Source organism: Burkholderia sp. MS455 (assembly GCF_016899445.1).
In the GTDB taxonomy this organism is placed as follows: domain Bacteria; phylum Pseudomonadota; class Gammaproteobacteria; order Burkholderiales; family Burkholderiaceae; genus Burkholderia; species Burkholderia pyrrocinia_C.
Genome location: NZ_CP041779.1, coordinates 800,045 through 824,912, shown reverse-complemented (window position 1 = coordinate 824,912; position 24,868 = coordinate 800,045). Strand labels below are relative to the sequence as shown.

Sequence of the window (24,868 nt, the reverse complement as noted above, 5' to 3'; positions counted from 1 at the left end):
CGTCTTCAGACGCGCGCCGCGTCGGCGCCGGCTTCGGCGGCCACTTCACGCACGTTCAGGGCTTGCGGCGGCAGCGGGTCGTGCGGGCGCGTCTCCAGCCAGAAGCGATGCATCAGGTTCTTCGCGGTATCGAGGCGATACGTGCTCGTCGCGCGCATGTCGGACAGCGGCTGGTAGTCGCGCTCGAGCGCCTGCATCGCGGCCTGCGCGGTGGCTTCGTGCCACAGCGCGCCGTCGAGCACGGCTTCGGTGTGCGTTGCGCGCTTCGGCGTCGCGGCCATCCCGCCGAACGCGATGCGCGGCTCGCGGATCGTGTCGCCGTCCGCGATGAACGCGAACGCCGCGCAGACGGCCGAGATGTCGGAGTCGAACCGCTTCGACAGCTTGTACGTGCGGAACTGCAGCTTCTCGCGCGCGCCGGTGCGGGTCGGCACCTTCACGCCGACGACGAATTCGTGCGGCGCCATGTCCTTCTGCTGGTAGCCCGTGTAGAGCGCCTCGAGCGGCAGCTCGCGCACCGTGTCGCCGCCGCGCAGCACGACGCGCGCGCCGAGCGCGATCAGGCCGGGCATCGTATCGCCGATCGGCGAGCCATTCGCGACGTTGCCGCCGAGCGTGCCCGCGTTGCGGATCGGCAGCGACGCGAAGCGCTTCCACATCTCGGTCAGCTCCGGATAGGTGCCGGCCAGTGCCGCATACGCGTTCTCGACCGTCACGCCCGCGCCGATCTCGATCCAGTCGCCCCGCTCCGCGACGCGCTGCAGTTCGGCGATCTGGCCAACGTAGATCAGGTCGTCTAGCCGGCGCATCTGCTTCGTGACCCACAGGCCGATGTCGGTGCTGCCCGCGAGGATCCGCGCGTCGGGCCGTTCGACCTTCAGCGCGGCCAGCGCGTCGAGCGTGCGCGGCGCCGCGAAGCGCGCGCCGTCGATCGTCGCGTAGTCGAACGTGTCGTCGCGCCTGAGCGACGCGAGCGTGCGGGCGAGCGCGGCCGTGTCGACCGGTGCCGACGGCGCCGGCGCACCTTCGCCGGCCGCGTCGAACATCTGCACTGCCGCATCGACGATCGGGCGATAACCGGTGCAGCGGCACAGGTTGCCCGTCAGCGCGTCGGCGATCTCGGTGCGCGTCGGCACGTCCTTCGCCTTCGCGCACGCGCTGCCGCAGCTTTCGTGGCCATGCTTCTCGTACAGCGCCCACATCGACATCACGAAGCCGGGCGTGCAGAACCCGCATTGCGAACCATGGCAGTCGACCATCGCCTGCTGCACCGGATGCAGCGAGCCGTCCGGCTGGCGCAGATCCTCGACCGTCAGCAACGCCTTGCCGTCGAGCGTCGGCAGGAACTGGATGCATGCGTTGACGGCCTTGAACTCGACCGCGCCGGCGTCGGTCAGCTCGCCGACGACGACCGTGCACGCGCCGCAGTCGCCTTCCGCGCAGCCTTCCTTGGTGCCGGTGCAATGCGCGTCCTCGCGCAGGTACTGCAGCACGGTGCGCGTGACGTCCGCGCCGCTGACCTCGCGGATCGCGTGACGATGGTAGAAGCGGATCGGCTCACTCATGTCTCGATGATTCTTCAAATGGGGGGGTAAAGCGGCCTGCGCGGAGCGCCCGACCGACGTTTCTCTGACAGTTTGCACGCTATCACCATCAAATTTCGCAACCCATAGCCCATCACGCATGAGGCCCATATAACTGCCGCGATATGAGCGCCGGGGCCGCCCGACGCCTTTTCCGCACGGCCTTCCCGGCGTGCCGGCGCCGATCCGTTGCGCGCGAAAACGGGTCGCGATTAACTAAATGGTACCTGCGTGAAAACCGGTTCCATGGGAAAATCCCGATTCCGTTTTGCGCCGTCTTCCGTTCCGTCACGCTCCGTTTCGCTCATTCGTTCCGACCCCATGTCATCCGATTCCGCCACACCAGCACGCAGCGGGTTCGCGGTCACGCTGCAAATCGTGTCCGTCGTCTGCTTCACGTTCATCTGCTACCTGACCATCGGCCTGCCGCTCGCGGTGCTGCCGGGCTTCGTCCATGACGACCTCGGCTTTTCCGCGATCGTCGCGGGCGGCGCGATCAGCGTCCAGTATTTCGCGACGCTCGCGTCGCGGCCGCTCGCCGGGCGCTTCGCCGATACGCTCGGCCCGAAGCAGACGGTGCTGCGCGGGCTGGTCGGCTGCGGCGTGTCGGGCGTGCTGCTGCTGGTCGCGCTGCTGCTCGCACACTGGCCGGTCGCGAGCCTCGTGCTGCTGGTCGCAAGCCGGCTCGTGCTCGGCGTCGGCGAGAGCCTGTGCGGCACCGGCGCGATCCTGTGGGGCATCGGCCGGGTCGGCGTCGCGCACAACGCGAAGGTGATCTCGTGGAATGGCATCGCGACCTACGGCGCGCTCGCGCTCGGCGCACCGGTCGGCGTCGCGATCGCGCATACGCTGAATCCGGCGCTGATCGGCGTGATCGTGATCGCGCTCGCCGCGCTCGGCTTCTACCTCGCGCGCCTGATCGATTCCGTGCCGCTCGTGCACGGCGAACGGATGTCGTATGCGAGCGTGTTCACGCGCGTGCTGCCGCACGGCCTCGGCCTCGCGCTCGGCTCGGCCGGCTTCGGCTCGATCGCGACCTTCGTCACGCTGTACTACGCGGCGCGCCACTGGCCGAACGCCGCGCTGTCGCTGACCGTGTTCGGCACGCTGTTCATCGGCGCGCGCCTGCTGTTCGCGAACACGATCAAGACCTACGGCGGCTTCCGCGTCGCGATCGTGTCGTTCGCGTTTGAATGCTCGGGCCTCGTGCTGCTGTGGCTCGCGCCGGTGCCGCACGTCGCGCTCGTCGGCGCCGCGCTGACGGGCTTCGGCTTCGCGCTGATCTTCCCGGCGCTCGGCGTCGAGGCCGTCGCGCTCGTGCCGCCCGCGAGCCGCGGCGCGGCGCTGTCCGCGTACTCGGTGTTTCTTGATCTGTCGCTCGGCATCACGGGCCCGCTCGCCGGTTATGTCGCGGGTGCGTTCGGCTATCCGCAGGTGTTCCTGTTCGCGGCGGTGGCCGCCGCCGCGGGCGTCGCGCTGTCGATGATGCTGTACCAGCGGCAGGCGCGTGTGGCGGGGAGCGGCGCGGCCGCCTGATCACGCTGCTCACCGCACAGCGGCCGGTCGCTGAAGTCGCGACGCCGCAGCCTCAAAAAGAAAATGCCTGCATCGCGCAGGCGTTTTCTTATGCGGAGACCGTTGCGACGGCCGGCGCGCTCAGGCCGTCCGGAGAAACAGCCGGCGCGTCAGGTCGAACGCGACGAGATTGCCGGCCACCACCAGAAGCAGCCCGATCACCGCGAGCGGCGACCACTGGTAGCCCTCGAACACCGTCGACACGGCCAGCGCGACGATCGGGAACAGCACCGTGCAGTACGCGGCGCGCTCCGGCCCGATCCGGCCGACGAGGGTCAGGTACGCGGTGAAACCGATCACCGAGCCCGGCACGGCGAGGTAGACGAGCGCGCCGAGATAACGCGGGCTCATGTCGAGCGTGAACGACATCCCGGCCACCGCGCTGCCGACGGTCAGGATCGCCGCGCCGATCAGCATCGCCCAGCCATTGGTCGCGAGCGGGTGCAGCCCCATCGACTGCATCCGGCTCGACAGCAGGTTGCCGGCCGAGAAGCACATCGTGCCCGCGAACGCGATCGCGAGCCCGATCCAGGTCGCGTGATCGTCGAGATGGCCGGCCATCTGCTGCCAGAACAGGCACGCGATGCCGATCAGGCCGAGCAGCGCGCCGGCAATCGCCGACGGCCGCAGCGGGCGGCCCATGAACAGCCGGCCGTTGATCGAGTTCAGCAGCGGCGCGGTCGAGAAAATCACCGCGACCAGCCCGCTCGGCACGACCTGCTCCGCGTAGTAGAAGCACAGGAAATTCAGGCAGAACAGCGCGAAGCCCTGCGCGACGAGGTAGCGCCAGGCTTCGCGCGGCGGCCGGACCGGCCGGCGCATCACGCGCAGCAGCGCGAACAGCACGGCGGCCGCGAGCCAGAAGCGCCACGCGATCGACACGGGCGGCGGCACGGAGCCGAGTTGCCACTTGATCGCGATCCAGGTGGTGCCCCAGATCAGCACGGTGACGAAATAAAGCGACAGGTTCATGGTGGCGACGTCCGGAAATCGGATGAAACGGGATCCCGACTATGCCGCCGCGCGGCGCGCACCGATTGTCCGGAATTGCGGTCTTTTTCCGGCCGCCGCACCCGGTGCGGCGCGCCCGCTTATACTCGTCGCACCATGAGCTTCTCCCTCTCCGCCCCGCCCGTCGACGCTGCCACCCTGGCCGGCGGCGATTTGCCGTTCGGCCTGCAGTCGGTCTGCCGCACGCTCGCCGACGCGAACGCGACGCTCGAGCGCTTCGCGTGGCTCGGCGACCATCTCGCGATCGCCGAATGGACGCGAATCACCGACGAAAGCGAGACGATCTACGAGCAACCCGGCCACCACACGCTGTCGTGCTACCTCGACGGCGGCTACCGGACCGAGCGCGAACGCGTGCCGCGCTACGGCGCGCCGAGCCTGCTGTGCGCGCTGCCGGGCGACCACGAATCGCGCTGGTGGGTACGCGGCGAGATGCACTTCATCCATCTCTATTTCCTGCCCGAGCACTTCACGCAGCGCGCGATCCGCGAACTCGACCGCGAGCCGCGCGAGCTGAAGCTCGCCGACCGCACCTATTTCGAGGATGCGCGCGTCGCCGCGCTGCTGCGCTCGCTCGCGCTGGACGGCTGGGACGATGCCGACGAGCGGCTGCGTGTGAACGAGACCGCGCACGAGGTGCTGAGCCTGCTGCTGCGCGGGCAAAGCACGACGCGTACCGACGCGTCGTTCCGCGGCGGGCTTGCGCCGGCCGTGCGCCGCCGCGTGCGCGACTACATCGACACGTACCTGACGCAGCCGCTGACGCTCGGCGAACTGGCCGACGTCGCCGCGCTGTCCGAATACCACTTCTCGCGGATGTTCCGGCTGTCGTTCGGCCGCGCGCCGCACGCGTGGGTCGCCGAGCAGCGGCTCGCGCGGGCGCGCGAACTGCTGCGCACGACGTCGCTACCGCTCGCGCAGGTCGCGGCCGAGTGCGGATACGCAAACGCGGGCCACTTCAGCCATCGCTTTCGCGACGCGCACGGCACGACGCCGAATACGTACCGGCGTGCGATGCAGGGCCGCTGAGCGCGATCGACCGATCGCGGCCAGCCGGCCCCCGAGGCCGGTTGCCCCCTGCGGCGTTATACGCCGCGTTGCGACAGTTCCTGTTCGAGCGCCGCGACACCGGCCGGCAGGTCGACCGGCACCTTCAGGTCGACCATCGTGCGGCCGAACGCATGCAGCGTGCGGAACAGGTTGTGTTCACGGCACTGCTCGCCCATCTGCCCGATCCGCACGATCGGCAACCCGAACGAGCCCGAGATCTCGACCTGGTACTGCTTCGAGATATGGCCGCAGACCATCCCGGGCGTGAGCCCTTCCGGCGTCTCGATCCCGACCACCGAATTGAGCCGGCAGTCCTTCGGCGCATAGAGCTTGAGCCCCATCGACTCGACACCCGCCTGCAGCGCGAGCGAGCAGCGCAGGTGGCGCGCGAAGCGGCTTTCGAGCGTCTCCGCGCAAACCAGCCGCAGCGCCTCGTGCAGCGCGAGCACGCCCGACACCGGCGCCGTGTAGTGATAGCCGGCGTTGTGCCAGAAGTTCTCCGCGAGCGCCATGTCGAGGCACCAGTGCGTGTTCGGCTCGGGGCGATGCTTCATGCGCTCCCACGCGGCGTCGGAAAACGCGATCAGCGACACGCCCGGGATCGACGACAGCCCCTTCTGGCCGCCGGTGATCACCGCGTCGATGCCCCACGCGTCCATGTCGAGCGGCATCGTCGACAGCGTGCACACCGCGTCGACGACGACCAGCGCGCCGGCCGCCTTCGCGAGCGCAGCGATGTCGCGCAGATCGCGGTTCCACACGGTGTTCGACGTCTCGCCCTGCACGATCGTGACGATCTCGGGCCGCTCGCGCGCGATCGCGTCCGCGATCTCGTCGAGGCTCGCGACCGCGCGGTCGGCCACTTCGAGCGTCGCGACGTCGGCGCCGACGCGCGTGGCCATCTCGGCCATCCGCGCGCTGAAGAAGCCGTTGCGGATCGACAGCACGCGCGTGCCGCGCCAGGCGAGGTTCGAGATCGCCATTTCCATCGCGGCCGAGCCGGGGCCCGCGACGCCGAGCACCCACTTCGTGCGGGTCTGGAACACGTAGCGCGCCATCTCCTTCACCTGCTCGATGATCTTCGCCATCGTCGCGCCGAGGTGGTTGATCACGATCGTGTTCGCCTTCGCGACGGCGGCCGGGATCGGAACCGGGCCGGCCCCCATCATCAGCAGCGGTTCTTCGGGCAGGATCGCGTCGAGCGGCACGACGACGGGACAGGGAATCGGCGAGTAATCGATGGACATGGCTGGCAAAAGGTGAGGATGGGAAATACACGGACGCCCGCCAAACCCAACTGCATGGCGAACTGATCGATCATTCCGCGTTCCGCGGCCTCGCGCAAGAGGCACGCGCGGCCGGACAGCGCGACGGTGGCCCGGTCGCCGGACCGGGCCAGCCGGCCGCCCAGGCATCGCGCGCCGGCGTTCCGGATTGGAATGGCATTGCCGGCCGGTTGTGAAACGGTTCCATGCGCGCGATTTTCTCCGCCAATATCGCCGCGTTTCATCGATGCCGACGGTTCAGCGCGACTTGCGTATCGAACGGAATAGACCGGATGTTCGATAAAAATCGCCGAACGGAATGCAATACGCAAAATCTGCGCATGGGTAAAAACATCCATTACTGCAGCATGTATTGGGGCGCGATTCCCCAAACCACCGGAGCAAACCTGATCGAATCACGAACAACCAATTGATTAACATACGAATTATTCGTCGACACGATGCATATTCCAATACTCTGCCGCCTTTGAACGGCAGGCACACGAGACAGCCCGACTTTTAACCGGTACTCGCGATTTCGATTTTCCGCAACCCGCCCGTTTTCTCAGGTTGACGGATATCGCAACTATATTTAACAATCATCTGCGGAATCGAAAACAGATTTTTCGATACGAAGGAGAACTGGGTGCCGCGCGATGCATTTTCGAGGTTGCGCGGCGAAAAATCACAACCATAATCAATCAACCGGGCCAGAAATACACAAGCCATGAACCAGATTCAGACCATGCGTGTATTCGTCTGCGTCGCCGAGCAGCAGAGCTTCCGGCGCGCAGCGCACCATCTCGGCGTGTCCAATGCGCTCGTCACGCGTTCGATCGCGATGCTCGAGGGGCACCTGAACACACGGCTGATCCACCGCACCACGCGCAACCTGTCGCTCACCGAGGCCGGCGTGCGCTACCTCGACGGTTGCCGCGCGCTGCTAGAGGAATTCGACCACCTCGAGTCGTCCGTCGCGCATGCCGTGCGCGAACCGGCCGGCACGCTGCGCGTCATCGCGTCGGGCCTGCTGTCGCCGCTCGCGCTGACGCCGCTCGTCAGCAGCTTCCGGCACCGCTACCCCGAGCTGCGCGTGCAGCTGACCGTCGCCGAGGGGCCGCTCGACGTGCTCGAATCGGGCTACGACGTCGGCATCGTCACGGGCAACCGGCTCGACGGCAACCCGACGCTGATCGGCCATGCGCTCGCGCCGAACCCGTTCGTCGCCTGCGCGGCGCCTGCCTATCTCGACCGGCGCGGCGAGCCGCGCGCGCCCGACGACCTGCCCGGCCACGACTGGGTCACGCTCGCGCCGCACCAGCATGCGCCCGCGTGGCAGCTGGTCGGCCACGACGGCGTCGCGCATTCGGTCACGGTGCGCCCGGCCTGCACGCTCAACCAGCTCGCACTCGTGCAGGCGGCCGCCATTGCCGGCGCCGGCATCGCGGTGCTGCCCGAGCCGTGCGTCGCCGACGCGCTCAGCAGCGGCACGCTCGTGCGGCTGCTGCCCGGCTACCGGATCGACGACCCGGATGCGCAACTGTCGCTCGTCTATCCGAACCGCCAGTACGTGCCCGCCCGCACGCGCAGCTTCGTCGAGCACGCGCTCGACCACTTCAGCGCGCAGACGGCCCGCGAGCGGAAGGATTACGGCTTCCTGCGTCCGTCGCGCGGCCCCGACCGCTCCGACATCGTCACGGGCCTGCAGTAAACTGCGCGCGTCAGCCATCGGAGGTGCAGCGTGCGCGTGATCCTGTTCAGCAGCCGGCAGTACGACGACGATTCGTTCACCGCCGCCAACCGGCAGTTCGGCTATCGGCTGCACTTCCAGCCGTCGCACCTCGACGCGGAAACCGCGATCCTCGCGCACGGCTATGACGTCGTCTGCCCGTTCGTCAACGACACCGTCGACGCAGCCGTGCTCGAACGGCTGGCGGACGGCGGCACGCGCCTGATCGCGCTGCGCTCGGCGGGCTTCAACCACGTCGACCTGGCGGCCGCCGAGCGGCTCGGCATCGCGGTCGTGCGCGTGCCCGCGTATTCGCCGCACGCGGTCGCCGAGCATGCGGTCGCGCTGATCCTCGCGCTCAACCGCCGCCTGCCGCGCGCCGTCGCGCGCACCCGCGAAGGCGACTTCTCGCTGAACGGCCTGCTCGGCTTCGACCTGCACGGCAAGACCGTCGGCGTGATCGGCACCGGCGTCATCGGCAGCGTGTTCGCGAAGATCATGATGGGCTTCGGGATGCACGTGCTCGCGCACTCGGTGCCGCCGTACAACGACGAGCTGATCGCGTTCGGTGCGCGCTATGTCGAGCTCGACGCGTTGCTGCACCAGGCCGACATCGTCAGCCTGCACTGTCCGCTGCTGCCGTCGACGCACCATCTGATCAACGAACAGACGCTCGCGCGGATGAAGCACGGCGCGATGCTGATCAACACCGGCCGCGGCGGCCTCGTCGATGCGCAGGCGCTGATCGACGCGCTCAAGAGCGGCCAGCTCGGCCATCTCGGGCTCGACGTGTACGAGGAGGAAAGCGGGCTCTTCTTCGAGGATCACTCCGACCTGCCGCTGCAGGACGACGTGCTCGCGCGCCTGCTGACGTTCCCGAACGTGATCGTCACGTCGCACCAGGCATTCTTCACGCGCGAGGCGTTGGCGGAGATCGCGCACACCACATTGCTGAACATCGAGGCGTGGCATGCCGGCACGCCGCAGAACCTCGTGACGGCGAATCGCTGAGAAATCGACGAAACCGGCTCATTTCATGGTTGCCGGCGCCACCGCAATCGTTTGCTTTTGATCAACGCTGAAAACACGATCTTTTACATCAACAATTCCGCATTTTGTTTCGAATGATGTAACGCGGCCCGCGCGCGGTCTGCTATCGTTGCGCCGACGTCATCCCCTGCTTTTGCCGCTCATGCGTTTCGACGACTCCGACATCGCCGCCGTCTACCGCGCCATTTTCGAACGGCGCGACATGCGCCATTTCACGCCGGCGCCCGTCGATCCAGCGGTGCTCGCGCGCTTGCTGCGCGCGGCGCACCACGCGCCGAGCGTCGGCTTCATGCAGCCGTGGCGCTTCATCCGCATCACCGATCCCGCGCTGCGCACCGCGATCCACGCGCTGGTCGAGGCCGAGCGCCGCGCGACCGCCGACGCGCTCGGCGAGCGCCAGGACGAATTCATGCGGCTGAAGGTCGAAGGCGTGCGCGAATGCGGCGAGCTGCTGGTCGTCGCGCTCGCCGACGGCCGCGAACACCACGTGTTCGGCCGCCGCACGCTGCCGGAGATGGACCTCGCGTCCGCCGCGTGCGCGATCCAGAACATGTGGCTCGCCGCGCGCGCGGAAGGGCTCGGGATGGGCTGGGTGTCGCTGTTCGACGTCGATGCGCTGCGCACGCTGCTGCGGATGCCCGCCGGTGCGAAGCCGATCGCCGTGCTGTGCGTCGGGCACGTCGACGCGTTCTATGCAAAGCCGATGCTCGAGCAGGAGCGCTGGGCCGCGCGAATGCCGATCGAAGCATGCCTGTTCGAGAACGGCTGGGACGATCCGGCCTCGATCGACGCCGCCGGATCGCCTGCATCGCGTGCATCGCCTGCGGACACGAACGCCGAACCGGACGCAAGCGTGCCACGCACACCGGACACCATCGCCGAACCGGCTCGATCCGCCGCACCCTCCGACGGGTCGCCCGAACGCATCGCCTGAAGCGCGGCCCGGTAGCCGCCACCGCTCCGACCCCGACGAATTCGCACGCCGCAAACCGCCGCCAAATCCCACATTGTGAGCTTCCCGCCCGCTACCCCGTCGCACGCCGGCAACATCCGTTTTGGCCCCAAGCATAAGGGTTTTCACTGAAGTAGAATCGCGCTGTCGTTCGCCTTCCCGCCGCCCGCCCCGCGCATCCTGCGCCCACCCGAGCAGCGGCTTTTCCCGAGCCTACCGCGATGCCCTTGCCTCTTTTCGCCCTCGCCGTCGCCGCATTTGGAATCGGTACCACCGAATTCGTGATCATGGGGCTGCTGCCCAACGTCGCGCGCGACCTCGGCGTGTCGATTCCGGCCGCCGGGATGCTCGTGTCGGGCTATGCGCTCGGCGTGACGATCGGCGCGCCGATCCTCGCGATCGTCACCGCGAAGATGCCGCGCAAGCGCGCGCTGATGGGCCTGATCGGGCTGTTCATCGCCGGTAACCTGTTCTGCGCGATCGCACCGGGCTATGCGGTGCTGATGGCCGCGCGCGTCGTCACCGCGTTCTGCCACGGCGCGTTCTTCGGGATCGGCTCGGTGGTCGCGAGCAACCTCGTCGCGCCGAACCGCCGCGCGCAGGCGATCGCGCTGATGTTCACGGGCCTCACGCTCGCGAACGTGCTCGGCGTGCCGCTCGGCACCGCGCTCGGCCAGGCGTTCGGCTGGCGCGCGACGTTCTGGGCCGTCACCGGCATCGGCATCGCCGCGGCCGCCGCGCTCGCGGTCTGCCTGCCGAAGAACCTCGCGATGCCCGACACCAGCATCACGCGCGAATTCAGCGTGCTGAAGCACCCGCAGGTGCTGATGGTGCTCGGCATCAGCGTGCTCGCGTCCGCGAGCCTGTTCAGCGTGTTCACGTACATCACGCCGATCCTCGAGGACGTGACCGGCTTCTCGCCGCGTCAGGTCACCTATGTGCTGCTGCTGTTCGGCCTCGGGCTGACGGTCGGCGGCACGCTCGGCGGCAGGCTCGCCGACTGGCGCCGGATGCCGTCGCTGATCGCGACGCTCGCGCTGATCGGCCTCGTCCTCGCGCTGTTCGCGGGCACGATGCATTTGCCGTTCGCCGCGCTCGCGACGATCTTCGTGTGGGGCATCCTCGCGTTCGCGATCGTGCCGCCGCTGCAGATCCTGATCGTCGATCGCGCGAGCGACGCGCCGAACCTCGCATCGACGCTGAACCAGGGCGCGTTCAACCTCGGCAATGCGACGGGCGCGTGGCTCGGCGGAATGGCGATCGGCTCCGGCGTGTCGCTCGTGAACCTGCCGTGGGTCGGCGTCGCGATGGCCGTCGCGGCGCTGGCGCTCACGCTGTGGTCGGCGTCGCTCGAACGCCGCCCGCTGGCCGCGCCGACTGAATACGTGTAACGCGCCGACACGCATTCGTTGCGCGCGCAACGCATTCGATCCTGACGGCCTTCATGGACCTTTCAAGGTCCGCGGTGTAGCATCCCGGCCGATGAAAGCCATTCTCAATCGTGATTTCCTCGCGCTCATTTTGAGCGTCGCGGTCGTCGGCCTCGGGACCGGCGCCACGCTGCCGCTCACCGCGCTCGCACTGACCGAAGCCGGACACGGCACCAACGTCGTCGGCATGCTGACGGCCGCGCAGGCGCTCGGCGGCCTCGCGATCGTTCCGTTCGTCACCGCGCTCGCGCGGCACATCGGCTCGCGCCGCGCGATCGTCGCGTCGGTCGTGCTGCTCGCGGCAGCCACCGCGCTGATGCAGTTCACGTCGAACCTGATCCTGTGGGGCGTGCTGCGCGTGCTGTGCGGCGCCGCGCTGATGCTGCTGTTCACGATCGGCGAAGCGTGGGTCAACCAGCTCGCCGACGATTCGACGCGCGGCCGCGTCGTCGCGATCTACGCGACCAATTTCACGCTGTTCCAGATGGCGGGCCCCGTGCTCGTCAGCCAGATCGCGGGCGCGACGAGCATCCGCTTCGCACTGTGCGGCGCGCTGTTCCTGCTCGCGCTGCCGACGCTCGCGACGATCCGGCGCGCGCCGCTCGCGGGCGACGACGCGCATCACGAGGCTCACGGTCGCTGGCTCGACGTGCTGCCGCGCATGCCCGCGCTGATCATCGGCACCGGGTTCTTCGCGCTGTTCGATACGCTCGCGCTGTCGCTGCTGCCGCTCTACGCGATGGATCACGGCGTCGCGAGCGCGACCGCCGTGCTGCTCGCGTCGATCATGCTGTTCGGCGATACCGCGATGCAGTTCCCGATCGGCTGGCTCGCGGACAAGCTCGGCCGCGAACGCGTGCACCTCGGCGCGGGCTGGATCGTGCTGGCGGGCCTGCCGCTGCTGCCGCTCGTGATCGCGAACCCGTGGCTGTGCTGGCCGCTGCTGTTCGTGCTCGGCGCGGCGGCCGGCAGCATCTACACGCTGTCGCTCGTCGCGTGCGGCGAACGCTTCCGCGGCGCGGCGCTCGTCACCGCGAGCTCGCTCGTGTCGGCGTCGTGGAGCGCCGCGAGCTTCGGCGGCCCGCTCGTCGCGGGCGCATTGATGGAGCAACTGGGCAGCAACGCGCTGGTCGGCGTGCTGGTCGTCTGCGTCGCGGCGTTCGTCGGGGCCGCACTATGGGAGCGCCGCGCCGCGTTGCAACGCGCGGTCTGACACGCACGCGCCGCCACACAATGACGACGGCCCGCATGATGCGGGCCGCCCGGTACTGCCGTGCCGTGTGCTGCGTGCTGCGTCTTGCGCGTTACGCGCTCCGCGCCGGCATGATCTTGCCCGCGCAGGCGCCGAAGCCGACGCGATAGCCGTCGCCCTGGCACCATCCGGCGAGCGTCAGCTCGTCGCCATCCTCGATGAATGCGCGGCTGCCGCCGCCGTCCAGCGCAACCGGCTCCTTGCCGTTCCATGTCAGTTCGAGCAGGCTGCCGAACGAATCCTTCGTCGGCCCGCTGATCGTGCCCGAGCCCATCAGGTCGCCGACCCGCGTGTTGCAGCCCGCGACCGTGTGATGCGCGAGCTGCTGCGCCATCGTCCAGTACATGTGCTTGAAGTTGGTGCGGCAGATCGACGTCGCATGCGCCGCCCCTTCGGCCCGCAGCGTCACTTCGAGCGCGATGTCGAACGCATGCCTGCCCGCGTGGCGCAGATACGCGAGCGGCTGCGGCGACTGCTCCGGCTGCGCGGTGCGGAACGGTTCGAGCGCGTCGAGCGTGACGATCCACGGCGAGATCGTCGTCGCGAACGTCTTCGCGTTGAACGGGCCGAGCGGCACGTATTCCCACTGCTGGATGTCGCGCGCGCTCCAGTCGTTCAGCAGCACCATCCCGAAGATATGCGCCTCCGCGTCCTCGCACGCGATCGGCTCGCCGAGCGCGTTGCCCTTGCCAACGATGAAACCCGTCTCCAGCTCGATGTCGAGCTTGCGGCACGCGCCGAACACCGGGCGCTCCTGGTCGGGCAGCTTCAGTTGCCCGTTCGGGCGCCGCACCGGCGTGCCGCTCACGACCACCGACGACGCGCGGCCGTTATAGCCGATCGGCATCTCCGACCAGTTCGGCAGCAGCGCATTCTTCGGATCGCGGAACATCGACCCGACGTTGGTCGCGTGCTCCTTCGACGAATAGAAATCGGTGTAGCCGGGAATCTCGACCGGCAGATGCAGCGTCGCGTCGCGCTGCGCGACGAGCACCTGCGCGCGCAGCGCCGCGTCGTCACGCAGCCGCGCGTTGTCGCGCGAGAACAGGTCCGACAGTTGCACGCGCACGCTGCGCCATGCATCGCGGCCGAGCGCGATGAAATCGTTCAGCGTCGGCTGCTCGAACGCGCGATCGCGCATCTCGATGAAATCCTCGAAGCTCGGCAGCGGCAGCTTCAGCAGCCCGGCTCGCTTCAATTCGGCGAGATCGACGATCTGGTCGCCGAGCGCGACGCCCGCACGGCGCGCCGCCTGCTTCGCATCGCTGAAAATCCCGAACGGCAGGTTCTGGATCGGGAAATCGCAGGCGGGATCGTTCGCCGTATCGACCCAGCTCTTGCGGGCCGGGTCGAGCGTCGCGCGCCAGTCTTGGGTGTCGCTCATCTTTGCTCCGGGTTGAAGTGTTTCCTGATGCCTTGCCAGCATTCGAAGTAGTCGGCCTGCAACTGCGCGGTGTCGAGCGCGTAGCGCGTCGGCCGGATCAGCGTGCGGGTCTCGAACATGAACGCCATCGTCGCGTCGACCTTGTGCGGCTTCGTCGTGTCGCTCGCGGACGCCTTCTCGAACGTGTCCGCGTCGGGCCCGTGGCCCGACATGCAGTTGTGCAGGCTCGCACCGCCCGGCACGAAGCCTTCCGCCTTCGCGTCGTACGCGCCGTGCACGAGCCCCATGAACTCGCTCGCGACGTTGCGGTGGAACCAAGGCGGGCGGAACGTATCCTCGGCCGCGAGCCAGCGCGGCGGGAAGATCACGAAGTCGATCGTGTCGACGCCCGGCGTATCGCTCTGCGACTGCAGCACGAGGAAGATCGACGGATCGGGATGGTCGTAGCTGATCGAGCCGATCGTGTTGAACAGGCGCAGGTCGTATTTGTACGGCGCGTAGTTGCCGTGCCACGCGACGACGTCGAGCGGCGAATGGCCGATGTCCGCGCGCCACAGTCGGCCGTTCAGCTTCGCGATCAGCTCGAACGCGCCTTCGCGATCCTCGTACGCGGCCTGCGGCGTCAGGAAGTCGCGCGGGTTCGCGAGACCGTTCGAGCCGATCGGGCCGAGATCCGGCAGGCGCAGCTGCGCACCGAAGTTTTCGCAGATGTAGCCGCGCGCGTCGCCGTCCGGCAGCGCGACGGAAAAGCGCACGCCGCGCGGGATCACCGCGATCTCGAACCGCTCGACGTCAAGCCGGCCGAATTCGGTCGCGATGAAGAGCCGCCCCTGCTGCGGCACGATCAGCAGTTCGCCGTCCGCGCTGTAGAAGAAGCGGTCCTGCATCGAGCGGTTCGCCGCGTACAGGTGGATCGCGCAGCCGTTCATCGCGGCCGCCGAGCCGTTGCCGGCCATCGTCACCAACCCGTCGACGAAATCGGTCGGCTCGACCGGCATCGGCAGCGGATCCCAGCGCAGCTGGTTCGGCGGCGTCGGCGGCACGTCGGCCGAGTCGCCGAATTCCGACACGAGCCGCTGCGGGCCCGCATACGGCTCGAACGGCCGGTGCACGGCGGCCGGGCGGATGCGGTACAGCCACGAGCGGCGGTTGTGGCCGCGCGGCGCGGTAAACGCGGTGCCCGACAGCTGCTCCGCATACAGCCCGTACGGCGCGCGCTGCGGCGAGTTGCGGCCGTGCGGCAGCGCGCCGGGCAGCGCCTCGGTCGCGAATTCGTTCGCGAAACCGCTCAGGTAGCCGGCGGTCGCCGGTTTCGACAGGTCAAGCGTCATCGTTTCCTTTCTCCATCAATTCATCGCGACATTCGGCGCCTGCGCGCCGTTTCGCCGCGTTACGCCCGCCAGGCCAAGAACGAACAGCGCCGAACACAGCACGGGCACCGCGGCCGCGTGGAACAGCGCGCCGTTCGACCAGTTCAGCGCAATCAGTTGTCCGCCGACGAGCGGCCCGAGCACCGAGCCGATCCGGCCGATGCCGAGGCTCCAGCCGATGCCCGTGGAGCGCAGCGACGTCGGGTAATACTGGCCCGCGAGCGCGTTCACGGCCGGCTGCCCGCCGACCACGCAGAACCCGCCCGCGAACACGACGACCAGCAGCCACGGCAGCGCATGCGCGACCGAGCCGATCAGCCCCACCGACACGGCCGCGCACGCGAAGCAGGCGAACAGCACGCGCACGAAGCCGTAGCGTTCGATGAACCAGCCGAGCGACAGCGTGCCGATCACGCCGCCCGTCTGCAGCACCGTGCCGACGATCACCGCCGTGCCCGGCGAATAACCCGCGTCGCGCATCACGGTCGGCAGCCAGTTCGACAGGAAGTACAGATCGATCAGGTTCATGAAGCTGATCGCCCACAGCAGCAGCGTGACCGGCAGGCGGCCGTGGCTGAACAGCTCGGCCACCGGCGCGCCGGTCGCGGCCCGCTCGCGTACGACGAGGCGCGTGTCCGCATCGATGCCGGCCTGCGGCGCGAAACGCGCAAGCCAGTCGCGCGCCTGCGCGATGCGCCCTTTCAGCACCAGGAACTGCAGCGATTCGGGCAGCCGCGCGACCATCGCGATCGTAAGCGCGAGCGGCACCGCGCCGCCGACGAAGAACACCGAACGCCAGCCGAGCGCCGGAATCAGCGCGGCGCTGATGAAGCCGCCGATCGCAGCGCCGAGCGTGAAGCCGCACGACACCATCATCATCCGCTTCACGCGATGCGCGGCCGGACTGAACTCGCCGACCAGCGCCATCGCGTTCGGCATGATGCAGCCGAGGCCGAGGCCCGTGACGAAGCGCAGCGCCATCAGCACGGGAATCGAGCTTGCGAACGGTGTCGCGAGCATCGTCACCGCGAAGAACAGCGTCGAGCCGATCAGCACCGGGCGCCGCCCGATCCGGTCGGCCAGCACCGACAGCCCGAGCGCGCCGAGCAGCATCCCGAACAGGCTCGCGCTGAACACCGGGCCGAGCGCCTGCTTCGGCACGCCCCATTCGGCGATCACGCTCGGCGCGACGTAGCCCATCGCCTGCGCATCGAAACCGTCGATCACGAGGCACAGCCCGCACAACACGAGCAGCATCCAGTGAAAGCCCGGGCGATGGGTCTCGTCGATCACGCGCTCGACTTCGAGCACGCGCGCATCGGCCGACGCCGCGCTCATTGCGCGACCTCGGCGGCCGGATGCACGGGCGGCGTCACGCCCTGGCGCGCGAGCGCCATCGCTTCGCGCAGCAGGTCGATGTCGCCGATCTGGTTCGCGAGCAGCAGGATCAGCTTCGCGTTGACGAGCTGGCTGTCGGCATCGGACAGATCGCGATGCATGTCGATCAGCGCTTCGTAGAACGCGTCCGGATCGGCCAGGCGCGGGCGGGTGTCGAGTGAGGGCATGACGGGGTCTCCGGTGTCTTTATCGTGTCCAATGCGGTATTCAGCGTGCGCAGGTCGCGCGCGCCAGTGCGTCGGCAAGCGCCTGACGGTCGAGCGTGCGCATGCGTGCGCAGACATGCTGGTCGGGACGCAGCAGGTAGAACGTGCCGGGCTTCGCGTCATAGCGTTGCGCGGCGAAACCGCCGACGTCCTCCACGACGTCGATGCCGGCCACCGGCTGCGCGTGCCCGGCGGGCACGACGAGCACCGGCCGCACCGGCAGCGCGAGGCCGTCGACGGCCTGCGCGAGCGCGGCCGCGTCGCCCGGCAACCCGAACAGCACGCCGGTGAAGCCGCCGCGCAAGTGCTGCAGCAGCCAGCCCGCCGCACCCTGCACACGCACCGGCGCATCGGCCGCCGCCGCGCCCGGTCGCATCGCGCATGCGAATGCGTCGCCGCCGCGGTCCGGCGTGTTCAGCGGCGAATCGGCCAGCACGGCCGGCACCGACAGGCGGCCGCTGTTCACGAGCTTGCGCGCGAATTCGCAATCGCGCGCAAGCTTCAGCGTCGCGTCGCGGAACACGCGCGACACCGGGCTTTTCGGCGTGATGAAATCGGTCGAGCGCGTCGAGTTGCGAATGTTCTCGTCGGCCGCGAACTCGCGTTCGCTCGCGTACGTATCGAGCAGGCGGTCGGCCGAGCGGCCGTCGAGCACGAGCTTCAGCTTCCACGCGAGGTTGTCCGCATCCTGCACGCCGCTGTTCGCGCCGCGCGCGCCGAACGGCGACACGCCGTGCGCGGAATCACCCGCGAACAGCACGCGGCCGTGACGGAACGACTCCATCCGCTGGCAGCGGAATGTGTAGACGCTCACCCATTCGAGCTCGAACGCGGCGTCCGGCCCGAGCAGCGCGCGCACGCGCGGGATCACGCGCTCCGGCTGCTTCTCGGCGACGGGATCGGCGTCCCAGCCGAGCTGGAAGTCGATGCGCCATACGTTGTCGGGCTGGCGGTGCAGCAGCACCGACTGGTTCGGGTGGAACGGCGGATCGAACCAGAACCAGCGCTCGGTCGGAAACTCCGCCTTCATCTTCACGTCGGCGATCAGGAAGCGGTCCTTGAACGTACGGCCGTGGCTTTCGAGGCCCATCATCGTGCGCATCGGGCTGCGCGAGCCGTCGGCCGCGATCACGTATTGCGCACGCAGCGTCGCGACGCCGTCCGGCGTCTCGATCGTCAGCACCGCATGCTCGGCCGACTGCTCGACGCCCGTCACCTTGTGCTTCCAGCGGATGTCGATGTTCGGCAGCTCGAACGCGCGATCGGCCAGATAGCCTTCGACGTAGTACTGCTGCAGGTTGATGAACGCGGGGCGTGCATGCCCTTCCTCGGGCAGCAGGTCGAATGCGTAAAGCTGTTCGTCCTGCAGGAACACCTTGCCGACGTGCCAGCTCACGCCCTTGTCGACGAAGCGCTCGCCGCAGCCGAGCCGGTCGAAGATCTCGAGCGTGCGCTTCGCGAAGCAGATCGCGCGCGAGCCGGTGGACAGCGTGTCGTCGTCGTCGAGCAGCACGACGGGCACACCCTGCTGCGCGAGGTCGATCGCGGCCGACAGGCCCACCGGGCCCGCGCCGACGACGATCACCGGGTGAACGGCCGCGTCATGCGCGCGCGGACGGTACTCGAACTTCAGCGTCTGGTAATCGATGCTCATGGTCGCCATCCGCGCCTCAACCCTGCCGTGCGCGCGCCGGCGCGCCCGTCATTCCGCCCGTCACCTGCCGGCGCTCCCGCCCGCCTTTCCTGTCAACCGCCACGTCTCGCTCCTTGCTTCCCGTTGATTCGCGAACGGCGCCGTAGAACGACGCCCGAATGCCGCATTTCTTGATCGGCGACAAATCCTGGATTTACGAATAGTAAAACCAATTACGAATAGTGAAATAAACGTAAACCCTAGCCGCCGGTTCGAGGACGGGATAACCATATGAGCGAAACGCCGAGCCGAGCGTGGCGCGCGCTGCTAATATCGAGATACGAGGCGGCCCGTTCGGCCGCCGTTTTTCCTTCTTACGCCGATGATTCCGCCCACCATTCCCGAGCTGGTCGCCCGTGCCGGGCAACTGCCGTATCTGCGGGATCACCTCGCGCTTGCCGAAGGCGGCACCGCGAGCGCGAATCTGCCCGAGCGCACGCTCGGCAGCGCCTACGAACCGATCTACGACGTGACGATGCCCGGCGCGCCGCAATCGACGTCGTTCACCGACGCGATCGAGCGCTACGGCGACGAACTCGGCTTCCAGGCTGTCACGGTCGTCACGGGCGCCGCGCACGATCCGGTCGACTCGGCCGTCGACGACCAGACGCTCGTCGCGATCGACCGCCTGTCGCGCGCGCTGCACGCGATCAACTTCTTCGGCGCGCAGCGCCACGGGCTGCTGTTCCTGCGCGTGCACGAACGGCTGCTCAAGAGCGTGAAGTACGACCACGGCAAGCATTTCTCGTCGGTGCTGCAGCGCTTCGGGCTGCCGACCGAGCGGATCGTGATCGAGCTGCCGGCGGTCGCCGTCGCGCACAAGACCTTCCTCGGCTACCTGACGCGCAGCTACCAGCATCACGGCTTCAAGGTCGCGGACAAGCTGCCCGATCCGGGCCGCATCCTCGCGGTCGAATCGGAGATGGCGCGGCCCGACTACATCAAGATGGATGCGGGCATCGCGTTGCGCGACGGGATGGTCAAGGCGCTCGTCGCGTATGCGCAGCGCGTGCGGATTCCGCTGATCTTCGACGGCGTCGTCGACGAGACGCAGTGCGAGCTGCTGCGCCAGCACGACGTGCGGTTCATGCAGGGGCCCGCGTTCGCGAAGGTCGTGACGGCCTGAACGGATGGGACGGCAGGCGCGCGCGGAGAGCCGCGCGCCGCATGCCGGATGCGGGTGTCGTGCTGCTGCGGGATGGGGCGATCGGGCCGCCTGGCGCGACCCGCTGCCCGACGCCTGCCCGTCGGTGCCGATGGTTAGCGCTTACGCTCGTCCGCCATCGTCGTACTTGGGCAGATCGTCGTCGATCTCGATGCCCGGGAACCGATCCCCATACCAGACGTGCCACGCCGGGCGCAGCCGCGACGGCTCGTCGAGCGTCGCATAATTGATTTCGACCGTTTTCGGCGCGTCGCCAAGCCGGTATTCGAGCTGCGCGCCGCAACGGCCGCAGAAGCGCCGCTCGCCCCACGCGCTCGACGCGTAGACGGTCGGCTCGCCCTGCAGGTATTCGAACGCGTCGATCGGCACCGATGCCGATGCGACGACCGCCGCGCCGGTCGTGCGTTGACAGAGCCGGCAGTGGCAGAAGCCGGCGTCGGTCGGAACGTGGGCGATACGGTAGCGGATCGCGCCGCACGCGCATCCGCCTTCCATCGTTTCTGGGTGGGACATCGCGAACCTCGTCGTCGGGAAGCCGGCGAACGATGATGAGCTCGGTTCGACCGCAGCACAAGAGACGGCGGCAGCGCCGTCATCGGCTCTCACCGACACCGGAGACGAAACCGCTGCGGCGAGACGGCGATAGCCGCGCGCCGCGTTGCTCACGCCGTCTGCCCGAGCCGCTGCGCGAGCGCCTTCAGCTTCGGCCCGACCTGCGTACGGAACACGTCCTCGTCCATCGACGATGCGGGGCCGCTGCAGCTCAGGATCAGCCAGCGCCCCTCGCGCGGCTCGCGAAACGGCACGGCCGCCGCGTTCACGTCCATATGCCACGCGCGAAACGAATAGCAGCAACCGCCCGCCGAGAACTCGGCCACCGCATGCCGTGCGGCGGCGACGAGCGCATCGGCGTCGGCCGCGCCGCCGGCCGCGCGATGCAGTTCCGCATAAAGCGCGCGGCGCACGTCCTCCGGCTGCACGGCCAGGTACGCGCGCCCCATCGAACTCGTCAGCATCGACAGCCGCGAACCGGGCGCGAGCCCGAGCGTCAGCGCGGTCTCGCTGCGGATCGTCTCCAGATAGATCATGTCGAGCCCGTCGCGGCAGCCGAGCGATACGGCCGCGCCGATCTCGCGCGCGAGCGCCTGCATGTGCGGCCGCGCGAGGTCGATCGTCCCCGAGCCCGACAGCAGCGCGTAGCCGAGCGACAGCACGCCGGCGTCGAGCGCATACTTTCCGAGCGTCTCGTCGTAGCGCAGATAGCCGAGCACGGTCAGCGTATAGGCGAGCCGGTTCACGGTCGCCTTCGGCAGCCCCGTGCGCTCCGCGAAGTCGCGGTTGCCGAGCATCGTCTCGCCGGGCCGGAATGCGCGCAGCAGGTCGAGCCCGCGCGCGAGCGCGACGACGAACTTGCGTTCGTCGATCGTGGTTTCGTCGATGGTTGAAAGTGTCATCTGGTGCTACACTGGGTTCGATTTGCAAAACATTGTTCCGCACAGCGGAACTTCAGTCAAGCGATCATTTGGCATGAGCCCGATCAAAGCGGGGACGACCGCAAAGCATGGGGTCTGCGCAAGCGCTGAAGCGCTAACGCGGACCGACAGGAGATGAGACGATGAGTGCTGCAACTTTTCATTGGGACGATCCGCTGCTGCTCGACCAGCAACTGACCGAGGAAGAGCGGATGGTGCGCGACGCCGCGCAGGCTTACGCGCAGGACAAGCTCGCGCCGCGCGTCACCGAAGCGTTCCGCCACGAACGCACCGACGCAGCCATCTTCCGCGAGATGGGCGAAGTCGGCCTGCTCGGCCCGACGATTCCGGAGGAATACGGCGGCCCCGGCCTCAATTACGTGAGCTACGGGCTGATCGCGCGCGAAGTCGAGCGCGTCGATTCGGGCTACCGGTCGATGATGTCCGTGCAGTCGTCGCTCGTGATGGTGCCGATTCACGAATTCGGCTCGGACGCTCAGAAGCAGAAATACCTGCCGAAGCTCGCGACCGGCGAATGGATCGGCTGCTTCGGGCTGACCGAGCCGAACCACGGCTCCGATCCGGGCAGCATGGTCACGCGCGCGAAGAAGGCGCCCGGCGGCTACTCGCTGTCCGGCGCGAAGATGTGGATCACGAATTCGCCGATCGCCGACGTGTTCGTCGTGTGGGCGAAGCTCGAAGAGAACGGCAAGGACGCGATCCGCGGCTTCATCCTCGAGAAGGGCTGGAAAGGCCTGTCCGCGCCCGCGATCCACGGCAAGGTCGGGCTGCGCGCGTCGATCACCGGCGAGATCGTCCTCGACGAGGTGTTCGTACCAGAAGAGAACCTGATGCCGAACGTGAGCGGCCTGCGCGGCCCGTTCACATGCCTGAACTCGGCGCGCTACGGGATCGCATGGGGCGCGCTCGGCGCCGCCGAATCGTGCTGGCACACCGCGCGCCAGTACGTGCTCGACCGCCAGCAGTTCGGCCGGCCGCTCGCCGCGAACCAGTTGATCCAGAAGAAACTCGCCGACATGCAGACCGAAATCACGCTCGGCCTGCAAGGCGTGCTGCGCCTCGGCCGGATGAAGGACGAAGGCACGGCGGCCGTCGAGATCACGTCGATCATGAAGCGCAATTCGTGCGGCAAGTCGCTCGACATCGCGCGGCTCGCGCGCGACATGCTCGGCGGCAACGGCATCTCCGACGAATTCGGCGTCGCGCGCCACCTCGTGAACCTCGAAGTGGTCAACACGTACGAAGGCACGCACGACATCCATGCGCTGATCCTCGGCCGCGCGCAGACGGGCATCCAGGCATTCTTCTGATCGTCCGGATGCGGCGCGCCCGGCAGCGATGCAGCGTACGCGCAAAAAGATACGGCCCGCCCGGCATGACTGCCGGGCGGGCCGTTTTTCATCCGATATCGGATCCGCGGACCGGGCCGCCGGCCCGGTACCGCGTTCACGCGCCGATGCTTACTTGTTCGGCTGCGGCGTGAGGCGCAGATACGGACGCACCGCGTTGAAGCCCTTCGGGAACCGCTTCTTCAGCTCTTCCGGATCCTGCAGCGACGGCACGATCACGACGTCGTCACCATCCTTCCAGTTGCCGGGCGTCGCGACCTTGTAGTTGTCGGTCAGTTGCAGCGAGTCGATCACGCGCAGCACTTCGTCGAAGTTGCGGCCCGTGCTGGCCGGATAGGTGATGGTGAGCCGCACCTTCTTGTTCGGGTCGATCACGAACAGCGAGCGCACCGTCAGCGTTTCGTTCGCGTTCGGATGGATCATGTCGTACAGCTGCGAAACCTTGCGGTCCGCATCGGCAATGATCGGGAAGCCGACGACCGTCGACTGCGTTTCGTTGATGTCGTTGATCCAGCCCTTGTGCGATTCGACGCCGTCGACCGACAGCGCGATCACCTTCACGTTGCGTTTCTCGAATTCGCCCTTCAGCTTCGAGGTCAGCCCGAGTTCAGTCGTGCACACCGGCGTGTAGTCGGCCGGATGGGAGAACAGGACACCCCAGCTGTCGCCGAGCCACTCGTGAAACTTGATGGTGCCCAGGCTCGATTCCTGCTCGAAATCCGGTGCGATGTCGCCAAGACGCAGACTCATGATGTTCCCTCCTCGAACGATGCTGGTTGAAACCGCGCGCCGTATGGCGCGGGACAGCCCATCAGCTTACGGGAAGCAATGGGCCGTGCGAACGATTATTCCGTTTGATATTCATACTTTTTTGTCATTTTTACGCGGTGTTGCGGCAAGACGGCCGGCCACGTGGGAAACTTTTCACCCCGTTTGACGCTCTGCTGATAATTACAAATCGTTTACCATGCGGTCTTGCACGCCGCCGTACGTCTTCCCGGCTCGCCAGCAGGCAGGCGTTTCGCTACGATGTGAACCTGCAGCATGACAGCACGAAGGGAGTTGCAATGTCGGAAATCAACAAGGAGAAACTGATGTCGGATATCAAAACCGTTCTCGCGGACGCCGAAGACCTGCTCAAGCAAGCCGCCAGCAGCACGGGCGACCGTGCGGCCGAGTTGCGCGAGAAAGCCATGTCGCGCCTGAAGCAGGCCAAGGACAAGGCCGCCGACGTCCAGGTCGTGGTCGTCGAGAAAGGCAAGAAGGCCGCTCGCGCGACCGACGATTACGTGCACGAGCATCCGTGGACGTCGATCGGCGTTGCAGCCGGCGTCGGCGTGCTGATCGGTCTGCTGATCAACCGCAAGTAACGCGCGCTGCGCCGTTCCGTCCCGTGGGCCGCGTCGCGCGGCCCGCGGGCGTCGAAGCCGACCGGCGGTTGCCGCCGGCCGGCTTTGTCCTAGCTGCTCACTGCACGCGCAAGCACCTCACCCATGACGACAGACACCACCTCGCAGCCATCCGGCCAAGGACCGCTGCGCCGCCTCGTCGGCTCCGCGATCGGGCTTCTGCAAACGCGCCTCGAACTGGTGGGCATCGAGCTTGCCGAAGAGAAGGAACGCCTGATGGGCGTGCTGTTCCTCGGGCTCGCCGCAATGATGCTCGCGACGATGGCGCTCGTGAGCCTGACCGTGCTCGTCGCGATCGCGTTCTGGGATACCTATCGCTGGCAATCGCTCGCAGCGATCACCGCGCTGTATGCCGCAGGCGGCATCGTGTGCGCGCTGAAGGCGCGCTCGGGCCTGCGCGATGCGCCGACCGTGTTCGAGGCGACGCTCGCCGAACTCGATAAAGACCGCGAACTGTTCCGCGGCAAGCCGTGAACGCAGTCGTGTTCCCCCTTCCCACCTACT

23 protein-coding genes are annotated in these 24,868 nt (G+C 67.9%); 11 read left to right on the top strand and 12 right to left on the bottom strand.

From position 1 onward, the window contains the following. Positions 1-5: 5 nt before the first annotated feature. Positions 6-1,565 carry a xanthine dehydrogenase small subunit gene (xdhA, locus tag FPJ27_RS22960; RefSeq protein ID WP_204425889.1) on the bottom strand — a complete coding sequence of 520 codons (1,560 nt, stop codon included), beginning with the start codon at positions 1,563-1,565 and terminating at the stop codon, positions 6-8. A gap of 339 nt (positions 1,566-1,904) precedes the next feature. On the opposite strand from xdhA, the gene FPJ27_RS22955 reads away from it, so the two are divergent. Beyond that, a complete protein-coding gene (locus FPJ27_RS22955; protein WP_175962516.1) occupies positions 1,905-3,119 on the top strand; it encodes an MFS transporter in 1,215 nt (404 codons plus the stop codon). A gap of 120 nt (positions 3,120-3,239) precedes the next feature. Here FPJ27_RS22955 and FPJ27_RS22950 read toward each other — a convergent pair whose 3' ends face one another. Beyond that, positions 3,240-4,130, bottom strand: a complete 891-nt coding sequence (locus FPJ27_RS22950; protein ID WP_204425888.1) for an EamA family transporter — start codon at positions 4,128-4,130, stop codon at positions 3,240-3,242. A 135-nt stretch (positions 4,131-4,265) separates the two neighbouring features. Here FPJ27_RS22950 and FPJ27_RS22945 point away from each other — a divergent pair, with 135 nt between their 5' ends. Continuing rightward, complete coding sequence (locus tag FPJ27_RS22945) at positions 4,266-5,198, top strand: AraC family transcriptional regulator (protein ID WP_204425887.1); 933 nt, start codon at positions 4,266-4,268, stop codon at positions 5,196-5,198. A 56-nt stretch (positions 5,199-5,254) separates the two neighbouring features. On the opposite strand, the gene FPJ27_RS22940 is transcribed toward FPJ27_RS22945, so the two are convergent. Both FPJ27_RS22940 and FPJ27_RS22935 read right to left on the bottom strand, forming a co-directional pair. Continuing rightward, a complete protein-coding gene (locus FPJ27_RS22940; protein ID WP_072436218.1) occupies positions 5,255-6,466 on the bottom strand; it encodes an alanine--glyoxylate aminotransferase family protein in 1,212 nt (403 codons plus the stop codon). Next, on the bottom strand, positions 6,388-6,843 hold the full coding sequence (locus FPJ27_RS22935; RefSeq protein ID WP_204425886.1) for a hypothetical protein: 456 nt from the start codon (positions 6,841-6,843) through the stop codon (positions 6,388-6,390). Before FPJ27_RS22935 ends, FPJ27_RS22940 begins: the two co-directional genes overlap by 79 nt. A 368-nt stretch (positions 6,844-7,211) precedes the next feature. Here FPJ27_RS22935 and FPJ27_RS22930 point away from each other — a divergent pair, with 368 nt between their 5' ends. From FPJ27_RS22930 to FPJ27_RS22910, 5 genes are all read left to right on the top strand, one after another. Further along, on the top strand, positions 7,212-8,195 hold the full coding sequence (locus tag FPJ27_RS22930; protein ID WP_204425885.1) for a LysR family transcriptional regulator: 984 nt from the start codon (positions 7,212-7,214) through the stop codon (positions 8,193-8,195). 30 nt (positions 8,196-8,225) lie between these two features. After that, on the top strand, positions 8,226-9,224 hold the full coding sequence (locus tag FPJ27_RS22925; protein WP_204425884.1) for a 2-hydroxyacid dehydrogenase: 999 nt from the start codon (positions 8,226-8,228) through the stop codon (positions 9,222-9,224). A 181-nt stretch (positions 9,225-9,405) separates the two neighbouring features. Then, positions 9,406-10,197, top strand: coding sequence for a 5,6-dimethylbenzimidazole synthase (bluB, locus tag FPJ27_RS22920; protein ID WP_072436221.1), 792 nt, complete (start codon positions 9,406-9,408; stop codon positions 10,195-10,197). A 239-nt stretch (positions 10,198-10,436) separates the two neighbouring features. Further along, entirely contained in the window at positions 10,437-11,606 is a 1,170-nt protein-coding gene (locus FPJ27_RS22915; protein ID WP_072436222.1) for an MFS transporter, read from the top strand. A gap of 91 nt (positions 11,607-11,697) precedes the next feature. Then, positions 11,698-12,858, top strand: a complete 1,161-nt coding sequence (locus FPJ27_RS22910) for an MFS transporter (RefSeq protein ID WP_204425883.1) — start codon at positions 11,698-11,700, stop codon at positions 12,856-12,858. 91 nt (positions 12,859-12,949) lie between these two features. Here the strand turns inward: FPJ27_RS22910 and fahA are convergent, their stop codons facing one another. From fahA to FPJ27_RS22885, 5 genes are read right to left on the bottom strand one after another with little or no spacing between them, the layout of a single operon-like run. After that, positions 12,950-14,281, bottom strand: coding sequence for a fumarylacetoacetase (gene fahA / locus FPJ27_RS22905; protein ID WP_204425882.1), 1,332 nt, complete (start codon positions 14,279-14,281; stop codon positions 12,950-12,952). Next, positions 14,278-15,612, bottom strand: a complete 1,335-nt coding sequence (hmgA, locus tag FPJ27_RS22900; protein WP_204425881.1) for a homogentisate 1,2-dioxygenase — start codon at positions 15,610-15,612, stop codon at positions 14,278-14,280. Before hmgA ends, fahA begins: the two co-directional genes overlap by 4 nt. Before the next feature lie 15 nt (positions 15,613-15,627). Next, a complete protein-coding gene (locus FPJ27_RS22895; protein WP_204425880.1) occupies positions 15,628-16,989 on the bottom strand; it encodes an MFS transporter in 1,362 nt (453 codons plus the stop codon). Continuing rightward, positions 16,986-17,216 carry a DUF2783 domain-containing protein gene (locus FPJ27_RS22890; RefSeq protein WP_204425879.1) on the bottom strand — a complete coding sequence of 77 codons (231 nt, stop codon included), beginning with the start codon at positions 17,214-17,216 and terminating at the stop codon, positions 16,986-16,988. The genes FPJ27_RS22895 and FPJ27_RS22890 overlap by 4 nt, the downstream gene beginning before the upstream one ends. Before the next feature lie 40 nt (positions 17,217-17,256). Further along, a complete protein-coding gene (locus tag FPJ27_RS22885; protein WP_204425878.1) occupies positions 17,257-18,918 on the bottom strand; it encodes an FAD-dependent oxidoreductase in 1,662 nt (553 codons plus the stop codon). Positions 18,919-19,270: 352 nt separating this feature from the next. On the opposite strand from FPJ27_RS22885, the gene FPJ27_RS22880 reads away from it, so the two are divergent. Next, the gene (locus tag FPJ27_RS22880) at positions 19,271-20,074 is read left to right on the top strand and encodes an EAL domain-containing protein (protein ID WP_072436229.1); all 804 of its coding nucleotides are present in this window, start codon (positions 19,271-19,273) and stop codon (positions 20,072-20,074) included. 141 nt (positions 20,075-20,215) lie between these two features. On the opposite strand, the gene FPJ27_RS22875 is transcribed toward FPJ27_RS22880, so the two are convergent. Together FPJ27_RS22875 and FPJ27_RS22870 are read right to left on the bottom strand one after the other, a co-directional pair. Next, positions 20,216-20,626 carry a GFA family protein gene (locus FPJ27_RS22875; protein WP_072436230.1) on the bottom strand — a complete coding sequence of 137 codons (411 nt, stop codon included), beginning with the start codon at positions 20,624-20,626 and terminating at the stop codon, positions 20,216-20,218. 149 nt (positions 20,627-20,775) lie between these two features. Further along, complete coding sequence (locus tag FPJ27_RS22870; RefSeq protein ID WP_204425877.1) at positions 20,776-21,567, bottom strand: IclR family transcriptional regulator; 792 nt, start codon at positions 21,565-21,567, stop codon at positions 20,776-20,778. A 161-nt stretch (positions 21,568-21,728) separates the two neighbouring features. Here FPJ27_RS22870 and FPJ27_RS22865 point away from each other — a divergent pair, with 161 nt between their 5' ends. Continuing rightward, on the top strand, positions 21,729-22,916 hold the full coding sequence (locus FPJ27_RS22865; protein ID WP_204425876.1) for an acyl-CoA dehydrogenase: 1,188 nt from the start codon (positions 21,729-21,731) through the stop codon (positions 22,914-22,916). 150 nt (positions 22,917-23,066) lie between these two features. On the opposite strand, the gene FPJ27_RS22860 is transcribed toward FPJ27_RS22865, so the two are convergent. Beyond that, positions 23,067-23,705, bottom strand: a complete 639-nt coding sequence (locus FPJ27_RS22860; protein WP_072436232.1) for a peroxiredoxin — start codon at positions 23,703-23,705, stop codon at positions 23,067-23,069. A gap of 317 nt (positions 23,706-24,022) precedes the next feature. Here FPJ27_RS22860 and FPJ27_RS22855 point away from each other — a divergent pair, with 317 nt between their 5' ends. Together FPJ27_RS22855 and FPJ27_RS22850 are read left to right on the top strand one after the other, a co-directional pair. Then, positions 24,023-24,325, top strand: coding sequence for a YqjD family protein (locus FPJ27_RS22855; RefSeq protein WP_026044969.1), 303 nt, complete (start codon positions 24,023-24,025; stop codon positions 24,323-24,325). 123 nt (positions 24,326-24,448) lie between these two features. After that, a complete protein-coding gene (locus tag FPJ27_RS22850; protein ID WP_072436233.1) occupies positions 24,449-24,838 on the top strand; it encodes a phage holin family protein in 390 nt (129 codons plus the stop codon). The last annotated feature ends 30 nt before the right edge of the window (positions 24,839-24,868 follow it).